Here is a 16,043-nt window from a genome sequence, read left to right as displayed (position 1 = left end):
TCGCGAGACGCGCCGTCATGGTCGGGCTTGTCCCGACCATCCACGTCTTCGCTGGTCAAGGCCCTGTTCAAGACGTGGATGCTCGCCACAAGGGCGAGCATGACGAAACTGGAACAACGCCGGTGTTCCCAAGCGAACGCGGCGCACTCTAGCCCCGACAAAAATGACGCTCGTTCTCGAACAATTGCTCAACGGTTTGCAGTTCGGCGTGATGCTGTTCCTGCTCGCGGCCGGGCTGACGCTGATCTTCGGCATCATGGGCGTGATCAACCTCGCCCACGGCTCGCTCTACATGGCCGGCGCCTATGCCGCCGCCTTCGCCGCCGCCCAGACCGGCTCCTTCCTGCTCGCGGTGCTGGCCGGGCTGACCGCCGCCGCCGTCATCGGCATGGCGATGGAGCTGGTCGTGCTGCGCCGGCTCTATGCGCGGGACCATCTCGATCAGGTGCTGGCCACCTTCGCGCTGATCCTGATCTTCAACCAGAGCGTGACGATCCTGTTCGGCCGCCAGCCGCTCTTCGTCTCGATTCCCCCCGCGCTGAATGGCTCGGTCCAGCTCCTGCCCGGCCTCACCTACCCGGTCTATCGCCTCGCYATCATCGCGGTCGGCCTGCTCGTGGCGCTCGGCCTCTATCTCCTTATCAACCGCACTCGCGTCGGCATGCTCGTGCGGGCCGGTGCGACCCATCGCGAGATGGTGCGCGCGCTCGGCGTCGACATCCGCTTGCTCTACACCGCCGTCTTCGGGCTCGGCGCCCTGCTCGCCGGCCTTGCCGGGTTGATGGCCGGGCCGATCCTCGCCGTGCAGGTTGGCATGGGCGAGCAGATCCTGATCATGACCTTCGTCGTGGTGGTGATCGGCGGCGTCGGCTCGATCCGCGGCGCCTTCTTCGGGGCGCTGATCGTCGGCCTCGTCGACACCTCGCTGCGCGCCTTCATGCCCGGCCTGCTGCGCCATGTCATGACCGGCTCGGAGGCCGATGCGCTCGGCGCCGGCCTCGCCTCGATGGGCATCTACCTGCTCATGGCGATCGTGCTGCTGGTGCGGCCCAAGGGACTGTTCCCCGCCCATGTCTGACGACGCCATCACCCGCCCGCATGCCGCGACGCCGGCGCTGGGCCGCATCATCGCGCTGGTCGCCCTCGCCGCCGCGCTGATCGCCCTGCCCTTCGTCGTCAAAGCGCTCGGCCAGCCCGCGCTGGTGCCGCTGGCGACACGCGTCCTGATCTACGCCATCGCCGCCGCCAGCCTCAATCTCGCGCTCGGCTTCGGCGGGATGGTGAGCTTCGGCCACGCCGCCTTCTTCGGCATCGGTGGCTATGCCGTCGGCATTCTCTACCGCACGATGATGGACGACGCCCTCTTCCTCGGCTTCATCCCGGGCACAGACCAGCTCCTGCTCACCCTGCCGGCCGCGATCCTCGTGGCCGGCCTCTTCGCCTGCGTGATCGGCGCGCTGTCCTTACGCACCAGCGGCGTGCAGTTCATCATGATCACGCTCGCCTTCGCGCAGATGCTGTTTTTCCTGTTCGTCTCGCTCAAGGCCTATGGCGGCGATGACGGCATGACGATCCGCCGCCGCAATGCGCTGTTCGACTTCAACACCCGCGACGACGTCACCTTCTATTTCATCTGCCTCGTCGTCGCGGCGCTGGTCTTCCTCGCGCTCTGGCGCATCGTCGGCTCGCGCTTCGGCATGGTGCTGGCCGGCATCCGCCAGAACGAGCGGCGCATGGCCGCGATCGGCATCGCGCCCTATCGCTATAAGCTCGCCGCCTTCGTCATTTCCGGCATGGGCGCCGGCCTCGCGGGCGCGCTGATGGCGAACTATCTGCGTTTCGTCAGCCCCGACATGCTGCACTGGACCAAATCCGGCGAGCTGATGATCATGGTCATCCTCGGCGGCGTCGGCACACTGCTCGGGCCCCTGCTGGGCGCCGCCGCTCTCGTCATCCTCGAGACCGTGCTGACGGGCTGGACCGAGCATTGGCAGCTCGTTCTGGGTCCGATCCTGCTCCTTGTCGTGCTCTTCACCCAGGGCGGGCTCAACGGGCTGATCAGCCGCCTCGGCCTCGGCAGGAGCGCGCCATGACCGCGACGCTCCTCTCGATCCGTGGCCTGCGCAAGCGCTTCGGCGGGCTCATTGCCACCGATGGCGTCGATCTCGACATACGCGACGGCGAGATCCACGCGCTGATCGGCCCCAACGGCGCCGGCAAGACCACGCTGCTGACGCAGCTCTTCGGCGAACTCACCCATGACGAGGGCGCGATCACGCTGGAAGGCGAGGAAATCGGCGCGCTGTCGACGCCGCAGCGCGTCGCGCGAGGCCTTGCCCGCACCTTCCAGATCAACCAGCTCCTGTCGGACTTCACGATGCTCGACAATGTCGCGCTCGCCGTGCAGGCCCATGACGGCCACAGCTTCCGCTTCTTCGGCAATGCCCGCCGCGACGAGAACCTGCGCAGCCGCGCCCGTCAACACCTCGCTACCGCCGGCCTGAGCCACCGCGCCGAAATCAAGGTGGCCGACCTCTCCCATGGCGAGCAGAAGCAGCTCGAATTCGCCATCGCGCTGGCCTGCGAGCCCCGCCTGCTCCTGCTCGACGAGCCCATGGCAGGGCTCGGCCACGCCGAGAGCGAGCAGATGGTCGCGATGCTCTCAGGCCTGAAGGGCCGCGTCACCATGCTGCTGGTCGAGCACGACATGGAGGCGGTCTTCGCGTTGGCCGACCGCATCTCCGTCCTCGTCTATGGCCGCGTCATCGCCACCGGCACGGCCGAGGAGATCCGCGACAATCCGGAGGTGCGCACCGCCTATCTCGGCGAGGGAGACGCCTGATGCTGAGCGTGCGCAACCTGCAATCGGCCTATGGCAGGAGCCAGGTCCTGTTCGATGTCGCGCTCGATATCGCCGAGGGCGAGGTCGTGACCCTGCTCGGCCGCAACGGCATGGGCAAGACCACGACGGTGCGCTCGATCATGGGGCTGCTGGCGCCGAAGGGCGGCGATATCCGCTTCGAGAGCCGGGACGTGCGCGGCATCGCGCCGGAAAAGATCGCCCGCTGCGGCATCGGCCTCGTGCCGGAAGGCCGGCAGGTCTTCCCGACGCTGAGCGTGCGCGAAAACCTCGTCGCCACCGCCTCGAACCGGCTGAAGCGCTCATCGCCCTGGACGCTAAGCCGTGTCTACGCGCTCTTCCCCCGGCTGCAGGAACGTGCCGGCCAGTCGGCCCGCACGCTCTCGGGCGGCGAGCAGCAGATGCTCGCGGTCGGCCGCGCGCTGATGACCAACCCGAAGCTCCTCATCCTCGACGAGGCGACCGAAGGCCTCGCGCCCGTGATCCGCGCCGAGATCTGGGGCTGCATCGAGGCGCTGAAGGCGCAGGGACAGTCGATCCTGCTGATCGACAAGAACATCAACGTGCTCAAGCGCATCGCCGACCGGCACTACATCATCGAGAAAGGCCGCACCGTCTGGTCGGGCACGAGCACCGACCTCGCGGCCAATGCGGAACTGGTGCATCGTTATGTCGGCGTCTGAAACGGACCTCATCGAGATCATCGCGCACAGCGCCGAGAACGACCCGGTCGAGGCCTTGCGCGATGCACTGAGCGACATCCTTGGCGGGCTCATCGCCGCGGGCTGCGGCCCGCATCATCTGCGCGAAATGATCTGGGAGACAGACCGGCCCGAGGCCTTCCATCTCTCCCGCCATAGCGTCGAACTGGCCTACCGCGAGGTCTTCGCCGGCTTCCGCCCGCCGATCCGCCTTCAGCCCCGTTCCGAGCCCGGCCTGACCATTCGCGCCCGCCATGTCGCCGCGCAGCCGCTGCCGGATACACTGGTCGAAGGYTACACGCTCCGCGAGCTCGGCCGGCAATACAGCCCGCGCCTGCAAGCCGACATGAAGGCGCTGTTCCGGCAATGGAGCCGCGACGGCGAAGCCTTCCGCGCCCGCCACGGCGCCGCCGATCTCGCCTATGGACCCAGCCGCTTTGAGACGCTTGACCTTTACCGCCCGGCCGGGGCGATGCGCGCTCCGATCTTCGTCTTCATCCATGGCGGTTACTGGCAGGCCTCGGACAAGGTCCAGCATGCCCAGTTCGCGCAGGGGCTGCTCGATGCCGGCTATGCCGTCGCCATGCCCAATTACGGCTTGGCACCTGATACGCCGCTCGAAGAAAGTCTCGCCCAGAGCGTCGCAGCGCTGAACTACCTCGCCCGCGAAGCCGATACGCTCGGCCTCGATGCCACCCGCCTGCACATCTCCGGCCATTCCGCCGGCGGGCATCTCGCCGCAATGGTGCTCTGCGCGCCGGACGCCCCGCCGATCGCCTCGGCCCTGCTGCTCTCCGGCCTCTACCACCTCAACCCGCTCGGCCATCTGCCGCTCGGCCGCCTGCTCGGCCTCGACGATGCCGCGCGCGCAACGCGGCTCAGCCCCATTGCCCAGCCCCGCCCGCAGGCCACGCGGGTCGCTTTCGCGGTCGGCGAAGGCGAGAGCGACGCCTTCAAGGCGCAATCGGCGGCACTCGCCGCAACATGGCAAGCGCCGGCGCCCCTGATCTGCCCCGGCCATCATTTCAGCATGCTGGAGGGACTGAACGGCGGCACGCTCCTCGACCTTGCGTTGAGAACGGCTGAAGGCTCATGACGACGCGTTCGGCCAAGCCGCTGCGCCTTGCCCTGATCGGCTGGGGTGCCATCAATCGCCGCGTTGCCGAGCTTCTGGCCCAGCGGGACGGCGGCGACATTACTATTGCGGCCATCGCGGTCCGTAACCCCGCTGCGGCCAGTGACATCCCGGCCGGTGCCAAACTGATCACGACACCGGACGAGCTGGCCGCTCTCGACCTCGATCTCATCGTCGAGGCCGCCGGACGCGAGGCGGTCGGCATCTGGGGCGAAGCAGCGCTCGGAAACGCCCCGGCATTCGCCGTCGCCTCGACCAGCGCCTTCTGCGACGACGCGCTGCTCGATCGCTTGATCGTCACCGCCGAAAACCGGGGCAGCCAGATCCTGATCCCGCCCGGCGCGCTCGCCGGCATCGACGGCATCGCGGCCGCGGCCCTGCTCCCGCTCGACGAGGTCGTCCATCGCATCGTCAAGCCGCCGGCCGCCTGGCGCGGAACTTCGGCCGAAAGCCTGATCGCGCTCGATGGGCTTGCCGATGCGAAGGTCTTCTTCTCCGGCACGGCCCGCGAGGCCGCCTCACGCTTCCCGCAGAACGCCAATGTCGCGGTGATCTCCGCACTGGCCGGCATCGGGCTCGATCGAACGCGCGTCGAGCTCGTCGCCGACCCCGCCGCCACTGGCAACGGCCACAAGCTCAGCGCCCGCGGCGCCTTCGGCAAACTCGATATTGCCATCGAGAACCGGCCTCTCGCATCGAATCCGAAATCCTCGGAGATGACGGCGCTCGGACTGGTCAGGCTGATCGAGAACCGCGTGCGGACGCTGGTGCGTTAGACGATGCCCTCCAAGTCATGCCCGGGCCTGACCCGGGCATCTCGGAGGCCAGCCCGCCGTCGCGAGATTCTCGGGTCGAAGCTTGGCTTCGCCCGAGAATGACGCACGCAACGAGCGCAGCTCATTCATAACCAGATCGATCTGAATTTATCTGATTTAGCCGACTGGATCACAGAATAAGCCGCCCCCTATGGTCCCCCTGAGAATGGCGGAAACCACCCGAACAGACCGCTGAACGCACCGCCAGCCGAGGCTTTCATGACGACCTATCCCGATCTCAAGCTCTATATCGGTGGCGCCTGGCGGAAGACGGCGGAAGAGCAGGCGGTGATCAATCCGGCCGACGAAAGCGTCATCGGCACCGTGCCCCTCGCCTCCCATGCCGATCTCGACGATGCGCTCGCCGCCGCCGCGGAAGGCTTCAAGGTGTGGAGCCGCGTGGCGCCGCGCATCCGCGCCGAGATCATGCTGAAGGCGGCTGCGCTGATGCGCGAGCGCGTCGAAGAGATCGCCCACTCGATCACGATGGAGCACGGCAAGCCACTTGCCCAAGCCCGGCTCGAGGTGATCAGAGGCTGCGAATTCTTCGAATGGGACGCGGCCGAGGGCCAGCGCGCCTATGGCCGCGTCGTGCCGAGCGAGCCCGGCATCCGCTACATCGTCACCCATCAGCCGGTCGGCACGGTCGCGGCGTTCTCGCCCTGGAATTTCCCGATGAGCCAGCCCTGCCGCAAGATCGCGGGCGCGCTCGCGGCGGGCTGCTCGATCATCATCAAGGCGGCCGAGGAGACCCCGGCCGGCGCCCTCCATATCGCGCGTGCGCTGCACGATGCCGGCCTGCCGCCCGGCGCCTTCAACCTCGTCTTCGGCGTCCCCGCCAAAATCTCCGGCTATCTCATCCCGCAGGCGCAGACCCGCCTCGTCGCCTTCACCGGTTCGACAGCGGTCGGAAAGCACCTCTCCGAACTGGCCGCGCGCCACATGACGCCGGTGCTGATGGAGCTCGGGGGCCACGCCCCGGTCATCGTCTGCGACGATGTCGACCCCATTGCCGCAGCCCATCTCTCGGCCACCCGCAAGGTCCGCAATGCCGGCCAGGTCTGTACCTCACCGACACGCTTCTTCGTGCAGCAGGATATCTATGAACGCTTCACCAAGGCCTTCGTCGAGAGGGCGCAGGCCGTAACGGTCGGCAACGGCCTGGACGCGAAGACCGAGATGGGGCCTGTCGCCAACCATCGCCGCATCGAGGCGCTGGAAGCGCTGACCGCCGATGCGCGGGCCCGTGGCGGGCGCGTTCTGACCGGCGGCGAGCGCCTCGGCAATCGCGGGTATTTCTTTCCGCCGACCGTTCTCACGGAGCTGCCGGACGACGCCCGCGCGCTCCGCGAGGAGCCCTTCGGGCCGATGGCGATCATCAATCCCGTCCGCACGGTCGAGGAAGCCATAGAGAAGGCCAATTCCCTGCCCTTCGGCCTCGCGGCTTACGGCTTCACGCACTCTGCGGCGCGCGCCGACCAACTCGCCGAAGGTATCGAAGCGGGCAACGTGTCGATCAACACACTTGAGGCCTCCGTCGCCGAAGTGCCGTTCGGCGGCGTCAAGGACAGCGGCTATGGCCGCGAGGGCGGCGCCGAAGGGCTGGCCCATTACATGACCGTCAAGACGCTGTCGCACCGGATGGTCATATAGCCGCAATGCGCCGGGCAACCTGACCGGCTATCCTTCTGGCGGGATCGCCGTAGGGACGAAATATTGCGCATGGACGGGGTGAAAGGCTGGCGGCCTCGGGTTTTCCCGTCATTCTGGCCGCGATGATTCGCCCCGCTCCCCTCTTGATGCTGGCGCTGGGTCTCGGCGCCTGTGCCGTGGGGCCGGACTACACGCCACCTACGCTTGACCTGCCGCAACGCTGGAGCGCTGCGAATAGCGGGCCGAAGGCGCCGAAACCGAGCGAGTGGTGGCGCACCCTGCGCGACCCGACGCTGAACGCGCTGGTCGAGCAGGCCATCGCCGGCAATCTCGACGTCGCCCAGGCCAAGGCCCGCATCCGCGAGGCCCGGGCCACGCGCGAGCAGGCGGTCGGCGCGCTCTTCCCGCAGGTCGACGGCAACGCCTCCGCCATACGCTCCCGCTCTGCGATCGTGACGCGCAACAGCTTCCGCGCCGGCTTCGATGCCTCCTGGGAGATCGACCTCTTCGGCGCACAGGATCGCGCCGTCGAGGCCGCGACCTATGGCACCGATTCCGCTTTCGACGACCTCGACGGCGCAATGYTGACACTGATCGGCGATGTTGCGTCGACCTATGTCGAGGCGCGTGGCCTGCAGGCGCGGATCGCGCTGGCCCGCAGCACGGCCAAAACGCAACGTGAGACTGAGGCGCTGACCCGCACGCGCTTCCGCGCCGGCGACATCTCCGCCATCGACACCTCCCGGGCCACCGCCCAGGCCGCGAGCACGGAATCGCAGATCCCCTTGCTCGAAACCTCGCTCGCCCAGAACCAGCATCGCCTGGCCGTGCTGATCGGGCGCCCGCCGGCGGCGACGGCGCCTTATTTTGCGCGCGCAGCCGCAGTCCCCGCGACACCCGCCCCGCCGCGCACCGGGATTCCTGCCGACGTGCTGCGTCGCCGGCCCGATGTCCGCTCGGCCGAGCGCCTGCTCGCCCAGGCGACGGCGCGGATCGGCCAGGCGGAGGCCAACCGCTATCCCTCGGTCTCGCTGACCGGCAACATCTCGACCTCGGCGCTCAAGCTCGGCGATCTCGCCAAGAACAGCGCCATCGGCTGGACGATCGGCCCGAGCCTCAGCGTCCCCATCTTCAACGGCGGCGAGCTCGCGGCGGCCGTCGATGCGGCCAGGGCCCAGCGCGACCGGCAGGACGCGGCGTTCAGGCTGACGGTGTTGACCGCGTTGCAGGACGTCGAGGACAGCCTTGTGGGCTTGCGGCAGGAGCGGATCAGGCTCGGCAGCCTGTCGGAAGCCGCCCAGGCCTCGACCCAAGCCGCGCAGCTCTCGCGCGCGCTCTACACCTCCGGCAATGCGAGCTTCCTCGACGTGCTCGAGGCGCAGCGCACCCAGTTCGGCGCCGAGGAGGCGCTGATCCAAAGCCGGGTCACGCTCGCGACACAGTTCATCGCTCTCAACAAGGCGCTCGGCGGCGGCTGGCTCAGGCCCGTCGAAGTCTCGGCGCCGGCCGTGATCGACGGCGAAACCGGGCCGCGCCTACGCCTTATTCCCGTAGAGGAACCGCAACCATGAGGCCGCGCCGCCTCCTGCTCCCTGCCCTGATCGTCGCCGCTGTCGGCGGCTACTACCTCTGGCAGGCACGACAGCCCGCACCGGCTGAAACCGTCAACCTGCCGACCGTCGAGGCAGCGATGGGCAATGTTGAGGAAGCCGTGCTCGCTTCCGGCGCGCTGGAACCGGTCCGGCAGGTCAGCGTCGGCTCGCAAGCGACCGGCCGCGTCGTCTCGCTCAAGGTCAAGCTCGGCGACAACATCAAGGCAGGCGACCTGATCGCCGAGATCGACGGCATTACCCAGCAGAACACGTTGCGCTCGGCCGAAGCCGATCTTGCCGCACTCAAGGCGCAGCGCGCCGAGCGCTCCGCCAGCCTCGCCTATGCGGAGGCCGTGCTCGCCCGCCAGAAGCTGATGGTCGGCCAGAACGCCGTCTCCCGCGACGCCTACGAGAACGCGCAGATGACCGTCTCGACGACGCAAGCCCAGATCGAGGCGCTCGACGCCCAGATCGTCTCGGGCCAGGTCAAGGTCGAGACCGCCCGGGCCAATCTCGGCTACACTCGCATCACCGCGCCGAGCGCCGGCACGGTCCTCGCCCTCGTCGCGCAGGAAGGCCAGACGGTAAACGCCGTTCAGTCCGCGCCCACCGTCGTCGTGCTCGGCGACGTCTCGACCATGACGGTCAAGGCGAAGATCTCCGAAGCCGACGTGCTGCGGGTGAAGGCCGGGCAGGAGGTGTATTTCAGCGTGCTCGGCGCGCCCGAGCAGCGCTTCCCCGGCAAGATCTCCTTCGTCGAGCCCGCGCCCGACACGCTGAAGACGCAGAACACGACCTCGTCCTCCACGGCGAGCAGCAGCTCTTCGGCCTCCAGCACCAGCGCGGTCTACTACAACGCCCTCTTCGAGGTGCCGAATCCCGAGGGCCGCCTGCTGACCTCGATGACCGCGCAGGTCACGGTGATCGTCGGCCGGGCCCAGAACGTCGTCACCATCCCCTCGACAGCCATCCGCCGCCGCGGCCCCAACGCCTTCGTCGAGGTGCTCGGCGAGGATGGCAAGGTGGAGCAGCGCAAGGTCACGATCGGTCTCGACAACAAGATCGTCGCCGAGATCGCCACAGGCCTGAAGGCGGGCGAGCGCGTCGTCACTGCGCGCAGCGGCGGCGGCGCCGACGCGACCCGCCCGGCACGCCGTTCCCGCTCGCCCTTCGGTTTCTGACGATGGGCGTGCCGCTCATCCGTCTCGCGGGCGTCCGGCGCGATTTCGGCACCGGCGAGGCGACCGTCGCCGCGCTCGACGGCGCGGATCTCGTGATCGAGGCGGGCGAGATGGTCGCGATCGTCGGCCAGTCCGGTTCCGGCAAGTCGACGCTGATGAACATCATCGGCTGCCTCGACCGGCCGACCGGCGGAACCTACGAGATCGACGGCCGGCCGACGCGTGACCTCGACCCGGACGAACTCGCCCGACTCCGGCGCGAATATTTCGGCTTCGTCTTCCAGCGCTATCACCTGCTCTCCGAGCTGACCGCGCTCGCCAATGTCGAGGTCCCCGCGATCTATGCCGGCATTCCGCCGGGTCCGCGCGAGAAGCGCGCCGCGACGCTGCTCGACCGGCTCGGTCTCGGCCCCCGCAAGACGCATCGCCCCTCCGAGCTCTCCGGCGGCCAGCAGCAGCGCGTCTCGGTGGCACGCGCCCTGATGAACGGCGCACGCGTCCTCCTCGCCGACGAACCGACCGGCGCGCTCGACCGCAAGAGCGGCGAGGAGATGCTGGCCCTGATCGAGGAGCTAAACCGCGAGGGGCACACCGTCATTCTCGTCACCCACGACATGAATGTCGCCAACCGCGCCCATCGCATCATCGAGCTCAGCGACGGCAGGATCATCGCCGACCGGCGCACGGCGCCGCGCTCGGAAAAGGTGCCTCCGCCCTCTCCTGTCCCGCCGCCGGCGGGGCGCCTGCGCGCCGTCTTCGGCCGGCTGAAGGAGGCGTTCGGCATGGCGGTGCGCGCCATGGCCGCCCACAAGCTTCGGACGACGCTGACCATGCTCGGCATCGTCATCGGCATCGCCGCCGTGGTCAGCGTCGTCGCGCTCGGCGAGGGCGCCAAGCGCAATGTGCTGCAGAACATCTCCGGCCTCGGCACCAACACGCTCGAGATCTTCCCAGGCGCCGGCTTTGGCGATCTGCGCTCCGGCCGCGTGCGGACCCTGACCGTGCTCGACGCCCAGGTCCTCGCCGGCCAGCCCTATGCCGCCAGCGTGACGCCGACGGTGACGACGAGCGCGACGATCCGCTTCGGCAATGTCGAGGCCACCGCGCAGGTCAACGGCGTCAGCGAGCGCTATTTCGACGTGCGCGGCAGCGTGCTGACGCGCGGCTCCTTCTTCGATGCCGCGGATGTCCGCACGCTCGCGCAGGACGTGGTGATCGACGAGAACGCGCTGGGCGTGCTCTTCCCGCAGGGACGGGCGAACCCGATCGGTACGGTGATCCTGATCGGCTCGGTGCCCTGCCGCATCGTCGGCGTGATCCGCCAGCAGCAGGGCGGCTTCGGCGGCAGCCAGAACCCGCAGGTCTTCCTGCCCTACACCACCGTGCAGGGCCGTTTCCTCGGCGACCTCTCGCTACGCAGCATCACGCTGCGCGTCGACGACGAGACACCGATGGCCGCCGCGCAGGAAGCCGTGACGGAACTCCTGACCCACCGCCACCGCGCCAAGGACTTCTTCATCCTGAACCAGGACGAGATCCGCAACACCATCACCAGCGCCACCGCGACGATGACGCTGATGATCTCCTCGATTGCGGTGATCTCGCTGCTGGTCGGCGGCATCGGCGTGATGAACATCATGCTGGTCTCGGTGATCGAGCGCACCAGCGAGATCGGCCTGCGCATGGCTGTCGGCGCGCGCCGCAGCGACATTCTCCAGCAATTCCTGATCGAGGCCTCGCTGGTCTGCTTTATCGGCGGCGCGCTCGGCATCGGGATGGCGCTCGCCATCGGCTTCGCCTTCGAGGCTTCGGGCTCGCAGGTGAGCTTCATCTATTCGGGCGAGGCCTTCGTAGCTGCCATAGCCTGCTCGACGCTGATCGGCCTGACCTTCGGCTTCCTGCCGGCCCGCAACGCCGCGAGTCTAGACCCGGTGGTCGCGTTGGCGCGGGACTAGGGCTTTCGCCCGCGCCGCGCAGGAGCTTCCGGCAGGATGCGCCCGGCGCTCGACAGGATGCTGGTTGCCAGCGCCCGCGCCGCCTCCTGATGCGACTGGCCGCCGATAACAACGAACTCGATCGTCCCGAGCGTTGGTAGCACCTCGCGCGGCTCGACCTCGGCAAGCCCCGGCGGGATCAACCGCGCCGAATGGGCGGTGATGCCGAGCCCGGCAACCGCTGCCGCGCGAAGGCCCGCCAAGCTGCCGCTGGTGCAGGCGACGCGCCAGGGTCGCCCCGCCTGCTCCAGCGTCTCGATCGCATGGACGCGCGTGATGCTCGGCGGCGGATAGAGCACCAGCGGCACCTCGCGCTGCTCGGCGAGCCGCGCGCCCGGACGCCCGACCCAGACGAGTCGTTCCTGCCAGGCGACCTCGCCGCGCGCGTCACCCTTGCGGCGCTTGGCGAAGATCAGGTCGAGATCGCCGGCATCATATTGTTCGTAGAGCAAGCCGCTGAGGCCCACCGTCAGCTCCAGGTCGACTGCGTGATGCTGCATGGCGAACTCGGCCAGGATGTCCGGCAGCGCCGTGTAGGCGAAATCCTCGGAGACTCCGAGCCTGAGCCGCCCACGCAGAGTCGAACCTTCGAGATAGCGCTCGATCCGACGACCAGCATCGAGCGCTTCTCGCGCGAAGGGCAGAATGGCGTCGCCGTCCGGTGTCGGGCGCACCTCATGCGTGTCGCGCGCCAGCAAGCGTCGCCCGACCCGCTTCTCCAGCCGCGCGACGTGCTGGCTGACCGAGGATTGGCGCAGGCCGAGCTGGCGCGCGGCTTCCGTGAAGCTCAGCGTCTCGCAGACCTTGAGGAAGCTCTGCAGGAGGACGGAATCGAGCGGCTTCTTGTCCAGTTCCATGCCAATCACGATCCATGATGAGCGATATCATGTCCAGTCCGGATCAAAATGAACATGAAAGGGATTACAAGGCTGCATCCAATCGGAAGGACCGCAGATGATCCGCCGCACGCTCGCCCGCTTCGGCATCGACCCCTATCTCATCGCGCTCATGACGACGGTCGCGGTCGCAGCCGTGCTGCCGGCACGCGGCGTCGGCGCGGAAGTCGCCAATGACGCCGTTTCGGTGGCGGTCGCCTTGCTGTTCTTCCTCTACGGCGCGCGCCTGTCGCCGGTGGCAGTCTGGGAAGGCTTGCTGCACTGGCGACTGCAGTCGCTCGTCTTCGCCAGCACCTATGTGCTCTTTCCGGTTCTCGGGCTCATTCTCACCCGCGCCTTCGGCAACTGGCTGCCGTCGGAACTGGTAGCAGGGCTGATCTTCGTCTGCATCCTGCCCTCGACCGTGCAATCCTCGATCGCCTTCACCTCAATCGCCCGCGGGAATGTCGCGGCGGCATTGTGCAGCGCCTCCGTCTCCAACCTCTTCGGCATGGTGCTGACCCCGCTGCTCGTCGTGCTGCTGCTCGATTCGAAGGGCGGTGGCTTCAGCACACGCGCCGTCGAAAGCATCGCGCTGCAGCTCCTGCTGCCCTTCGTCGCCGGGCAATTGCTGCGTCGCTGGATCGGGCCGTTCCTGCAGCGCCACAAGGCGCCGATCTCGCTGGTCGACCGCGGCTCGATCCTGCTCGTCGTCTACGCCGCCTTCAGCGAGGGCATGGTCGCCGGCATCTGGTCGCAGGTCACGCTCGCCGACCTCGGCCTCGTCATCGGGCTCGACATCGTCATGCTCGCCGCCGTGCTGGTGATCACGACCTTCGCCAGCCGCCGTCTCGGCTTCTCCAAGGAGGACGAGATCGCCATCGTCTTCTGCGGCTCGAAGAAAAGCATGGCGAGCGGCATTCCGATGGCGAATATCCTCTTCCCCGGTCAGGCGCTCGGCCTGATCGTGCTGCCGCTGATGCTGTTCCATCAGGCTCAGCTCTTCGCCTGCGCCGTGCTGGCGCAACGCTATGCGCGCCGCCCGGCCAAGCCCGAGACGAAGGCGCCCGGCGAACCGGTGCTTGCTCCGGCGAAAGCCTGAGCATCGCTTCGCACGCGATCTTTCGAACCAGCAGAGGGAACAGCGCTTCGCGAACCTCGTTGATCCCGTGCACGGCTGAAGCCGTTGCCCTCTCCGAAACCAGGATCCCCCGCGAATGGGGAACCATCATGGAGACGCGACATGCAGGACGAGAAATCCCAGCACGAGATCAGGAAGATCGCCTACGCATTGTGGATCAAGGACGGCCAGCCCGAGGGGCGTGACCGCGAGCACTGGGACGCGGCCAAGGAAATCTGGGCCTATCGCAGCCACAACCACGTGCTGGAGGATGAGAACGTCTCGCGGCCGTCAGGCCAGCAGGCTGCCGAGATGCCGTCAAAGCAAGCTTCGGCCGGGAAGACCTCGCGTCGGCAGAGCACCTGAGACGGCGCCGCTGCCCGTCCGGACCAGCCAATGACCTAACTTTGCGACCGGGCCGACCTATCGGCCCGGAAGGGCTTTGTCGTGATCAGGGGCAGAGATAGCCGCCCTGATCCGGCAGGCAGCGCGCGCCCGTGGGCAGAATGAGCGCGCCGCCGGGATCGCGTTTGACGTAATCGCCATTGGGCAGCTCGAAGCCGCCGGTCGAGTCCGGGTTCACCCGCGTACCGTCCGGGAGGATGAGCTGTGCGCTGTCGCGGACGATCCGCTTGGCAGAGCCGCCCGAAGCAGCCGGAACCGCACGGGGCTGGGATGAGACGCAGCCTGCCACGAGGATGGCGACCACGCTTGCAGCTATCGATATCCTGATCATCAGCCATTGTTGCCGTGCCCCGCGCAGCGGTGCAAGCCCGTTCGGGCATATGAGAGGATATGGCGGCAGCATCTCACCGCCTCCCGGCTTCGCTTAGCCGGGCATCTCTGTTCTCCACAGGTGTTTTCGGGTTGATTCGACCGCGGCGGAGCAATGCCGGGCACGGTTTTCCGATGCGCCGGAAAGAAAAAACCGTGCCACCGCGAATCATCTTTGCCGGCCGGTAGCCGATCTGTGTTCATCGGTCGACTCGCGAACATTCTTTGAGCTGTCGCAATCGAAAGCGATCCACAGTTGGAATGAACCCGCGAATCATCTGTATTGCGGAAGGGGGGGAGTTCAGGCTGACCGTCGGCTCACAGCCGCGCGGCCACAGTTAACTATGCGTTAACCTGTGTTAACCAATGGTCGCGATATGACGATGCCGAGCAGACATCGAACGGCACGCCAATGAGTGTTTCGAGGCAGCTACCGCCCGTACACCCCACGGTGCGACGTCCAACACTCAGTCATGTGGCGATGTCCGCCGCGGCGGCCGGGTTGTTTTTCACGATCGCAGGCTGCGGCGAGCAGAAGCTTTCCGATTCCGAGCTGATGATCGCGTCGCGGTCCATCACGGTCGATGTCGGCAGGGCGATGGTCTTGCCGCCGCCCGGCAGCCTCCCTGTGACCGGCGTCACGCAACGCAGCTACGACAATGCCGTCTCGCAGGTTATTTCGCTGACGACGCGCGGCCGCACGCCGGGTGAAAATGCCATCCATGCCGCCTTCTTCACCGTCACCGATCTGCCCGACAGGCTCGGCGTCGAGGGCAATCTGCTGCGCGAACCGGGTATCGACGACTTCTCCATTGCCCAGGAAATGGAAGAGCGCCTGCCCGGAATCGCCATGGCGCCCGCAGCCGTCTTCGTCCAGAACAAATACGGCCCCTTCAGCTATGCGTTCGGGCGCGGAGTAGGCGGCGAAGCCTGCCTCTATGCCTGGCAGCGCATCGCGAGCGGCGACAGCCTGTTCATGCCGAGATCGGGCGTGATTTCGGTCCGCATCAGGGTCTGCGACCCCGTCGCCACCGAGGCGGCGCTGCTGCGCCTCGCCTACAGCTATTCGATCAACGCCTCGCTGCGGCGTACGGGCTGGAGCCCGATCGGCGATGCGCCGTCGCCTGCGCCGGAACTCGGCAAGGCCGGAGCGCCGATCTATCCGGTGCCGCAGGCCTCTGCTCCCGATGCCTTCGAGCAGGCCCCCGCCGCCCGGCCGCGCCCGGTCCGGGCGCCGCGAAGCGAGCGCCGCGTGCAGGAAGCTCCCGAGCCGATCCCGGACAAGCCTCTCGAAGGATATCCGACCGTCCCACCCCCGCCCGCGCCCTGAACACGATCCGGAT

At 67.7% G+C, this 16,043-nt stretch carries 15 protein-coding genes; 13 read left to right on the top strand and 2 right to left on the bottom strand.

What is annotated here, in order from left to right; translation table 11 throughout:
• The first annotated feature begins 163 nt into the window (after window positions 1-163).
• The 10 genes from AC1DE3_RS05965 to AC1DE3_RS05920 all read left to right on the top strand — a co-directional run bounded on the left by AC1DE3_RS05965 (window position 164) and on the right by AC1DE3_RS05920 (window position 11,892).
• On the top strand, window positions 164-1,078 hold the full coding sequence (locus AC1DE3_RS05965) for a branched-chain amino acid ABC transporter permease (RefSeq protein WP_476852205.1): 915 nt from the start codon (window positions 164-166) through the stop codon (window positions 1,076-1,078).
• Window positions 1,071-2,093 carry a branched-chain amino acid ABC transporter permease gene (locus AC1DE3_RS05960; protein WP_476852204.1) on the top strand — a complete coding sequence of 341 codons (1,023 nt, stop codon included), beginning with the start codon at window positions 1,071-1,073 and terminating at the stop codon, window positions 2,091-2,093. The genes AC1DE3_RS05965 and AC1DE3_RS05960 overlap by 8 nt, the downstream gene beginning before the upstream one ends.
• Entirely contained in the window at window positions 2,090-2,842 is a 753-nt protein-coding gene (locus AC1DE3_RS05955) for an ABC transporter ATP-binding protein (RefSeq protein ID WP_476852203.1), read from the top strand. Before AC1DE3_RS05960 ends, AC1DE3_RS05955 begins: the two co-directional genes overlap by 4 nt.
• On the top strand, window positions 2,842-3,543 hold the full coding sequence (locus AC1DE3_RS05950; protein ID WP_476852202.1) for an ABC transporter ATP-binding protein: 702 nt from the start codon (window positions 2,842-2,844) through the stop codon (window positions 3,541-3,543). Before AC1DE3_RS05955 ends, AC1DE3_RS05950 begins: the two co-directional genes overlap by 1 nt.
• A complete protein-coding gene (locus tag AC1DE3_RS05945) occupies window positions 3,530-4,657 on the top strand; it encodes an alpha/beta hydrolase (RefSeq protein WP_476852201.1) in 1,128 nt (375 codons plus the stop codon). The genes AC1DE3_RS05950 and AC1DE3_RS05945 overlap by 14 nt, the downstream gene beginning before the upstream one ends.
• Entirely contained in the window at window positions 4,654-5,472 is an 819-nt protein-coding gene (locus AC1DE3_RS05940; RefSeq protein ID WP_441510500.1) for an aspartate dehydrogenase, read from the top strand. The genes AC1DE3_RS05945 and AC1DE3_RS05940 overlap by 4 nt, the downstream gene beginning before the upstream one ends.
• Window positions 5,473-5,730: 258 nt before the next feature.
• Complete coding sequence (locus AC1DE3_RS05935) at window positions 5,731-7,164, top strand: NAD-dependent succinate-semialdehyde dehydrogenase (RefSeq protein ID WP_441510501.1); 1,434 nt, start codon at window positions 5,731-5,733, stop codon at window positions 7,162-7,164.
• A gap of 122 nt (window positions 7,165-7,286) precedes the next feature.
• On the top strand, window positions 7,287-8,735 hold the full coding sequence (locus AC1DE3_RS05930) for an efflux transporter outer membrane subunit (protein ID WP_441510502.1): 1,449 nt from the start codon (window positions 7,287-7,289) through the stop codon (window positions 8,733-8,735).
• The gene (locus AC1DE3_RS05925) at window positions 8,732-9,937 is read left to right on the top strand and encodes an efflux RND transporter periplasmic adaptor subunit (protein ID WP_441510503.1); all 1,206 of its coding nucleotides are present in this window, start codon (window positions 8,732-8,734) and stop codon (window positions 9,935-9,937) included. Before AC1DE3_RS05930 ends, AC1DE3_RS05925 begins: the two co-directional genes overlap by 4 nt.
• Window positions 9,938-9,939: 2 nt before the next feature.
• A complete protein-coding gene (locus AC1DE3_RS05920) occupies window positions 9,940-11,892 on the top strand; it encodes a MacB family efflux pump subunit (RefSeq protein WP_441510504.1) in 1,953 nt (650 codons plus the stop codon).
• Here AC1DE3_RS05920 and AC1DE3_RS05915 read toward each other — a convergent pair.
• Window positions 11,889-12,788, bottom strand: coding sequence for a LysR family transcriptional regulator (locus AC1DE3_RS05915; RefSeq protein WP_441510505.1), 900 nt, complete (start codon window positions 12,786-12,788; stop codon window positions 11,889-11,891). The two genes, AC1DE3_RS05920 and AC1DE3_RS05915, sit on opposite strands and share 4 nt — an antisense overlap.
• Window positions 12,789-12,885: 97 nt before the next feature.
• Between AC1DE3_RS05915 and AC1DE3_RS05910 the strand changes: the two genes are divergently transcribed.
• A complete protein-coding gene (locus AC1DE3_RS05910; RefSeq protein WP_441510506.1) occupies window positions 12,886-13,908 on the top strand; it encodes a bile acid:sodium symporter family protein in 1,023 nt (340 codons plus the stop codon).
• 141 nt (window positions 13,909-14,049) lie between these two features.
• Window positions 14,050-14,292, top strand: a complete 243-nt coding sequence (locus AC1DE3_RS05905) for a DUF2934 domain-containing protein (RefSeq protein ID WP_441510507.1) — start codon at window positions 14,050-14,052, stop codon at window positions 14,290-14,292.
• 85 nt (window positions 14,293-14,377) lie between these two features.
• Here AC1DE3_RS05905 and AC1DE3_RS05900 read toward each other — a convergent pair whose 3' ends face one another.
• Window positions 14,378-14,662: a hypothetical protein gene (locus tag AC1DE3_RS05900; protein ID WP_441510508.1), complete on the bottom strand. Its 285-nt coding sequence runs from the start codon at window positions 14,660-14,662 to the stop codon at window positions 14,378-14,380.
• A 540-nt stretch (window positions 14,663-15,202) separates the two neighbouring features.
• On the opposite strand from AC1DE3_RS05900, the gene bcsN reads away from it, so the two are divergent.
• The gene (gene bcsN / locus AC1DE3_RS05895; RefSeq protein ID WP_441510509.1) at window positions 15,203-16,030 is read left to right on the top strand and encodes a cellulose biosynthesis protein BcsN; all 828 of its coding nucleotides are present in this window, start codon (window positions 15,203-15,205) and stop codon (window positions 16,028-16,030) included.
• Window positions 16,031-16,043 lie beyond the last annotated feature (13 nt).

The sequence above is a fragment of the Allobosea sp. 10L417 genome (genome assembly GCF_056395485.1).
This window is presented reverse-complemented; position numbering and strand designations above follow the sequence as displayed.

Excerpts from the sequence above, each read along its gene's own strand:
- AC1DE3_RS05960 (WP_476852204.1), top strand. The coding sequence starts at position 1,071 with ATGTCTGACGACGCCATCACCCGCCCGCATGCCGCGACGCCGGCGCTG.
- AC1DE3_RS05955 (WP_476852203.1), top strand. The coding sequence starts at position 2,090 with ATGACCGCGACGCTCCTCTCGATCCGTGGCCTGCGCAAGCGCTTCGGC.
- AC1DE3_RS05950 (WP_476852202.1), top strand. The coding sequence starts at position 2,842 with ATGCTGAGCGTGCGCAACCTGCAATCGGCCTATGGCAGGAGCCAGGTC.
- AC1DE3_RS05940 (WP_441510500.1), top strand. The coding sequence starts at position 4,654 with ATGACGACGCGTTCGGCCAAGCCGCTGCGCCTTGCCCTGATCGGCTGG.
- AC1DE3_RS05935 (WP_441510501.1), top strand. The coding sequence starts at position 5,731 with ATGACGACCTATCCCGATCTCAAGCTCTATATCGGTGGCGCCTGGCGG.
- AC1DE3_RS05925 (WP_441510503.1), top strand. The coding sequence starts at position 8,732 with ATGAGGCCGCGCCGCCTCCTGCTCCCTGCCCTGATCGTCGCCGCTGTC.
- AC1DE3_RS05920 (WP_441510504.1), top strand. The coding sequence starts at position 9,940 with ATGGGCGTGCCGCTCATCCGTCTCGCGGGCGTCCGGCGCGATTTCGGC.
- AC1DE3_RS05915 (WP_441510505.1), bottom strand. The coding sequence starts at position 12,788 with ATGGAACTGGACAAGAAGCCGCTCGATTCCGTCCTCCTGCAGAGCTTC.
- AC1DE3_RS05910 (WP_441510506.1), top strand. The coding sequence starts at position 12,886 with ATGATCCGCCGCACGCTCGCCCGCTTCGGCATCGACCCCTATCTCATC.
- AC1DE3_RS05905 (WP_441510507.1), top strand. The coding sequence starts at position 14,050 with ATGCAGGACGAGAAATCCCAGCACGAGATCAGGAAGATCGCCTACGCA.
- AC1DE3_RS05900 (WP_441510508.1), bottom strand. The coding sequence starts at position 14,662 with ATGATCAGGATATCGATAGCTGCAAGCGTGGTCGCCATCCTCGTGGCA.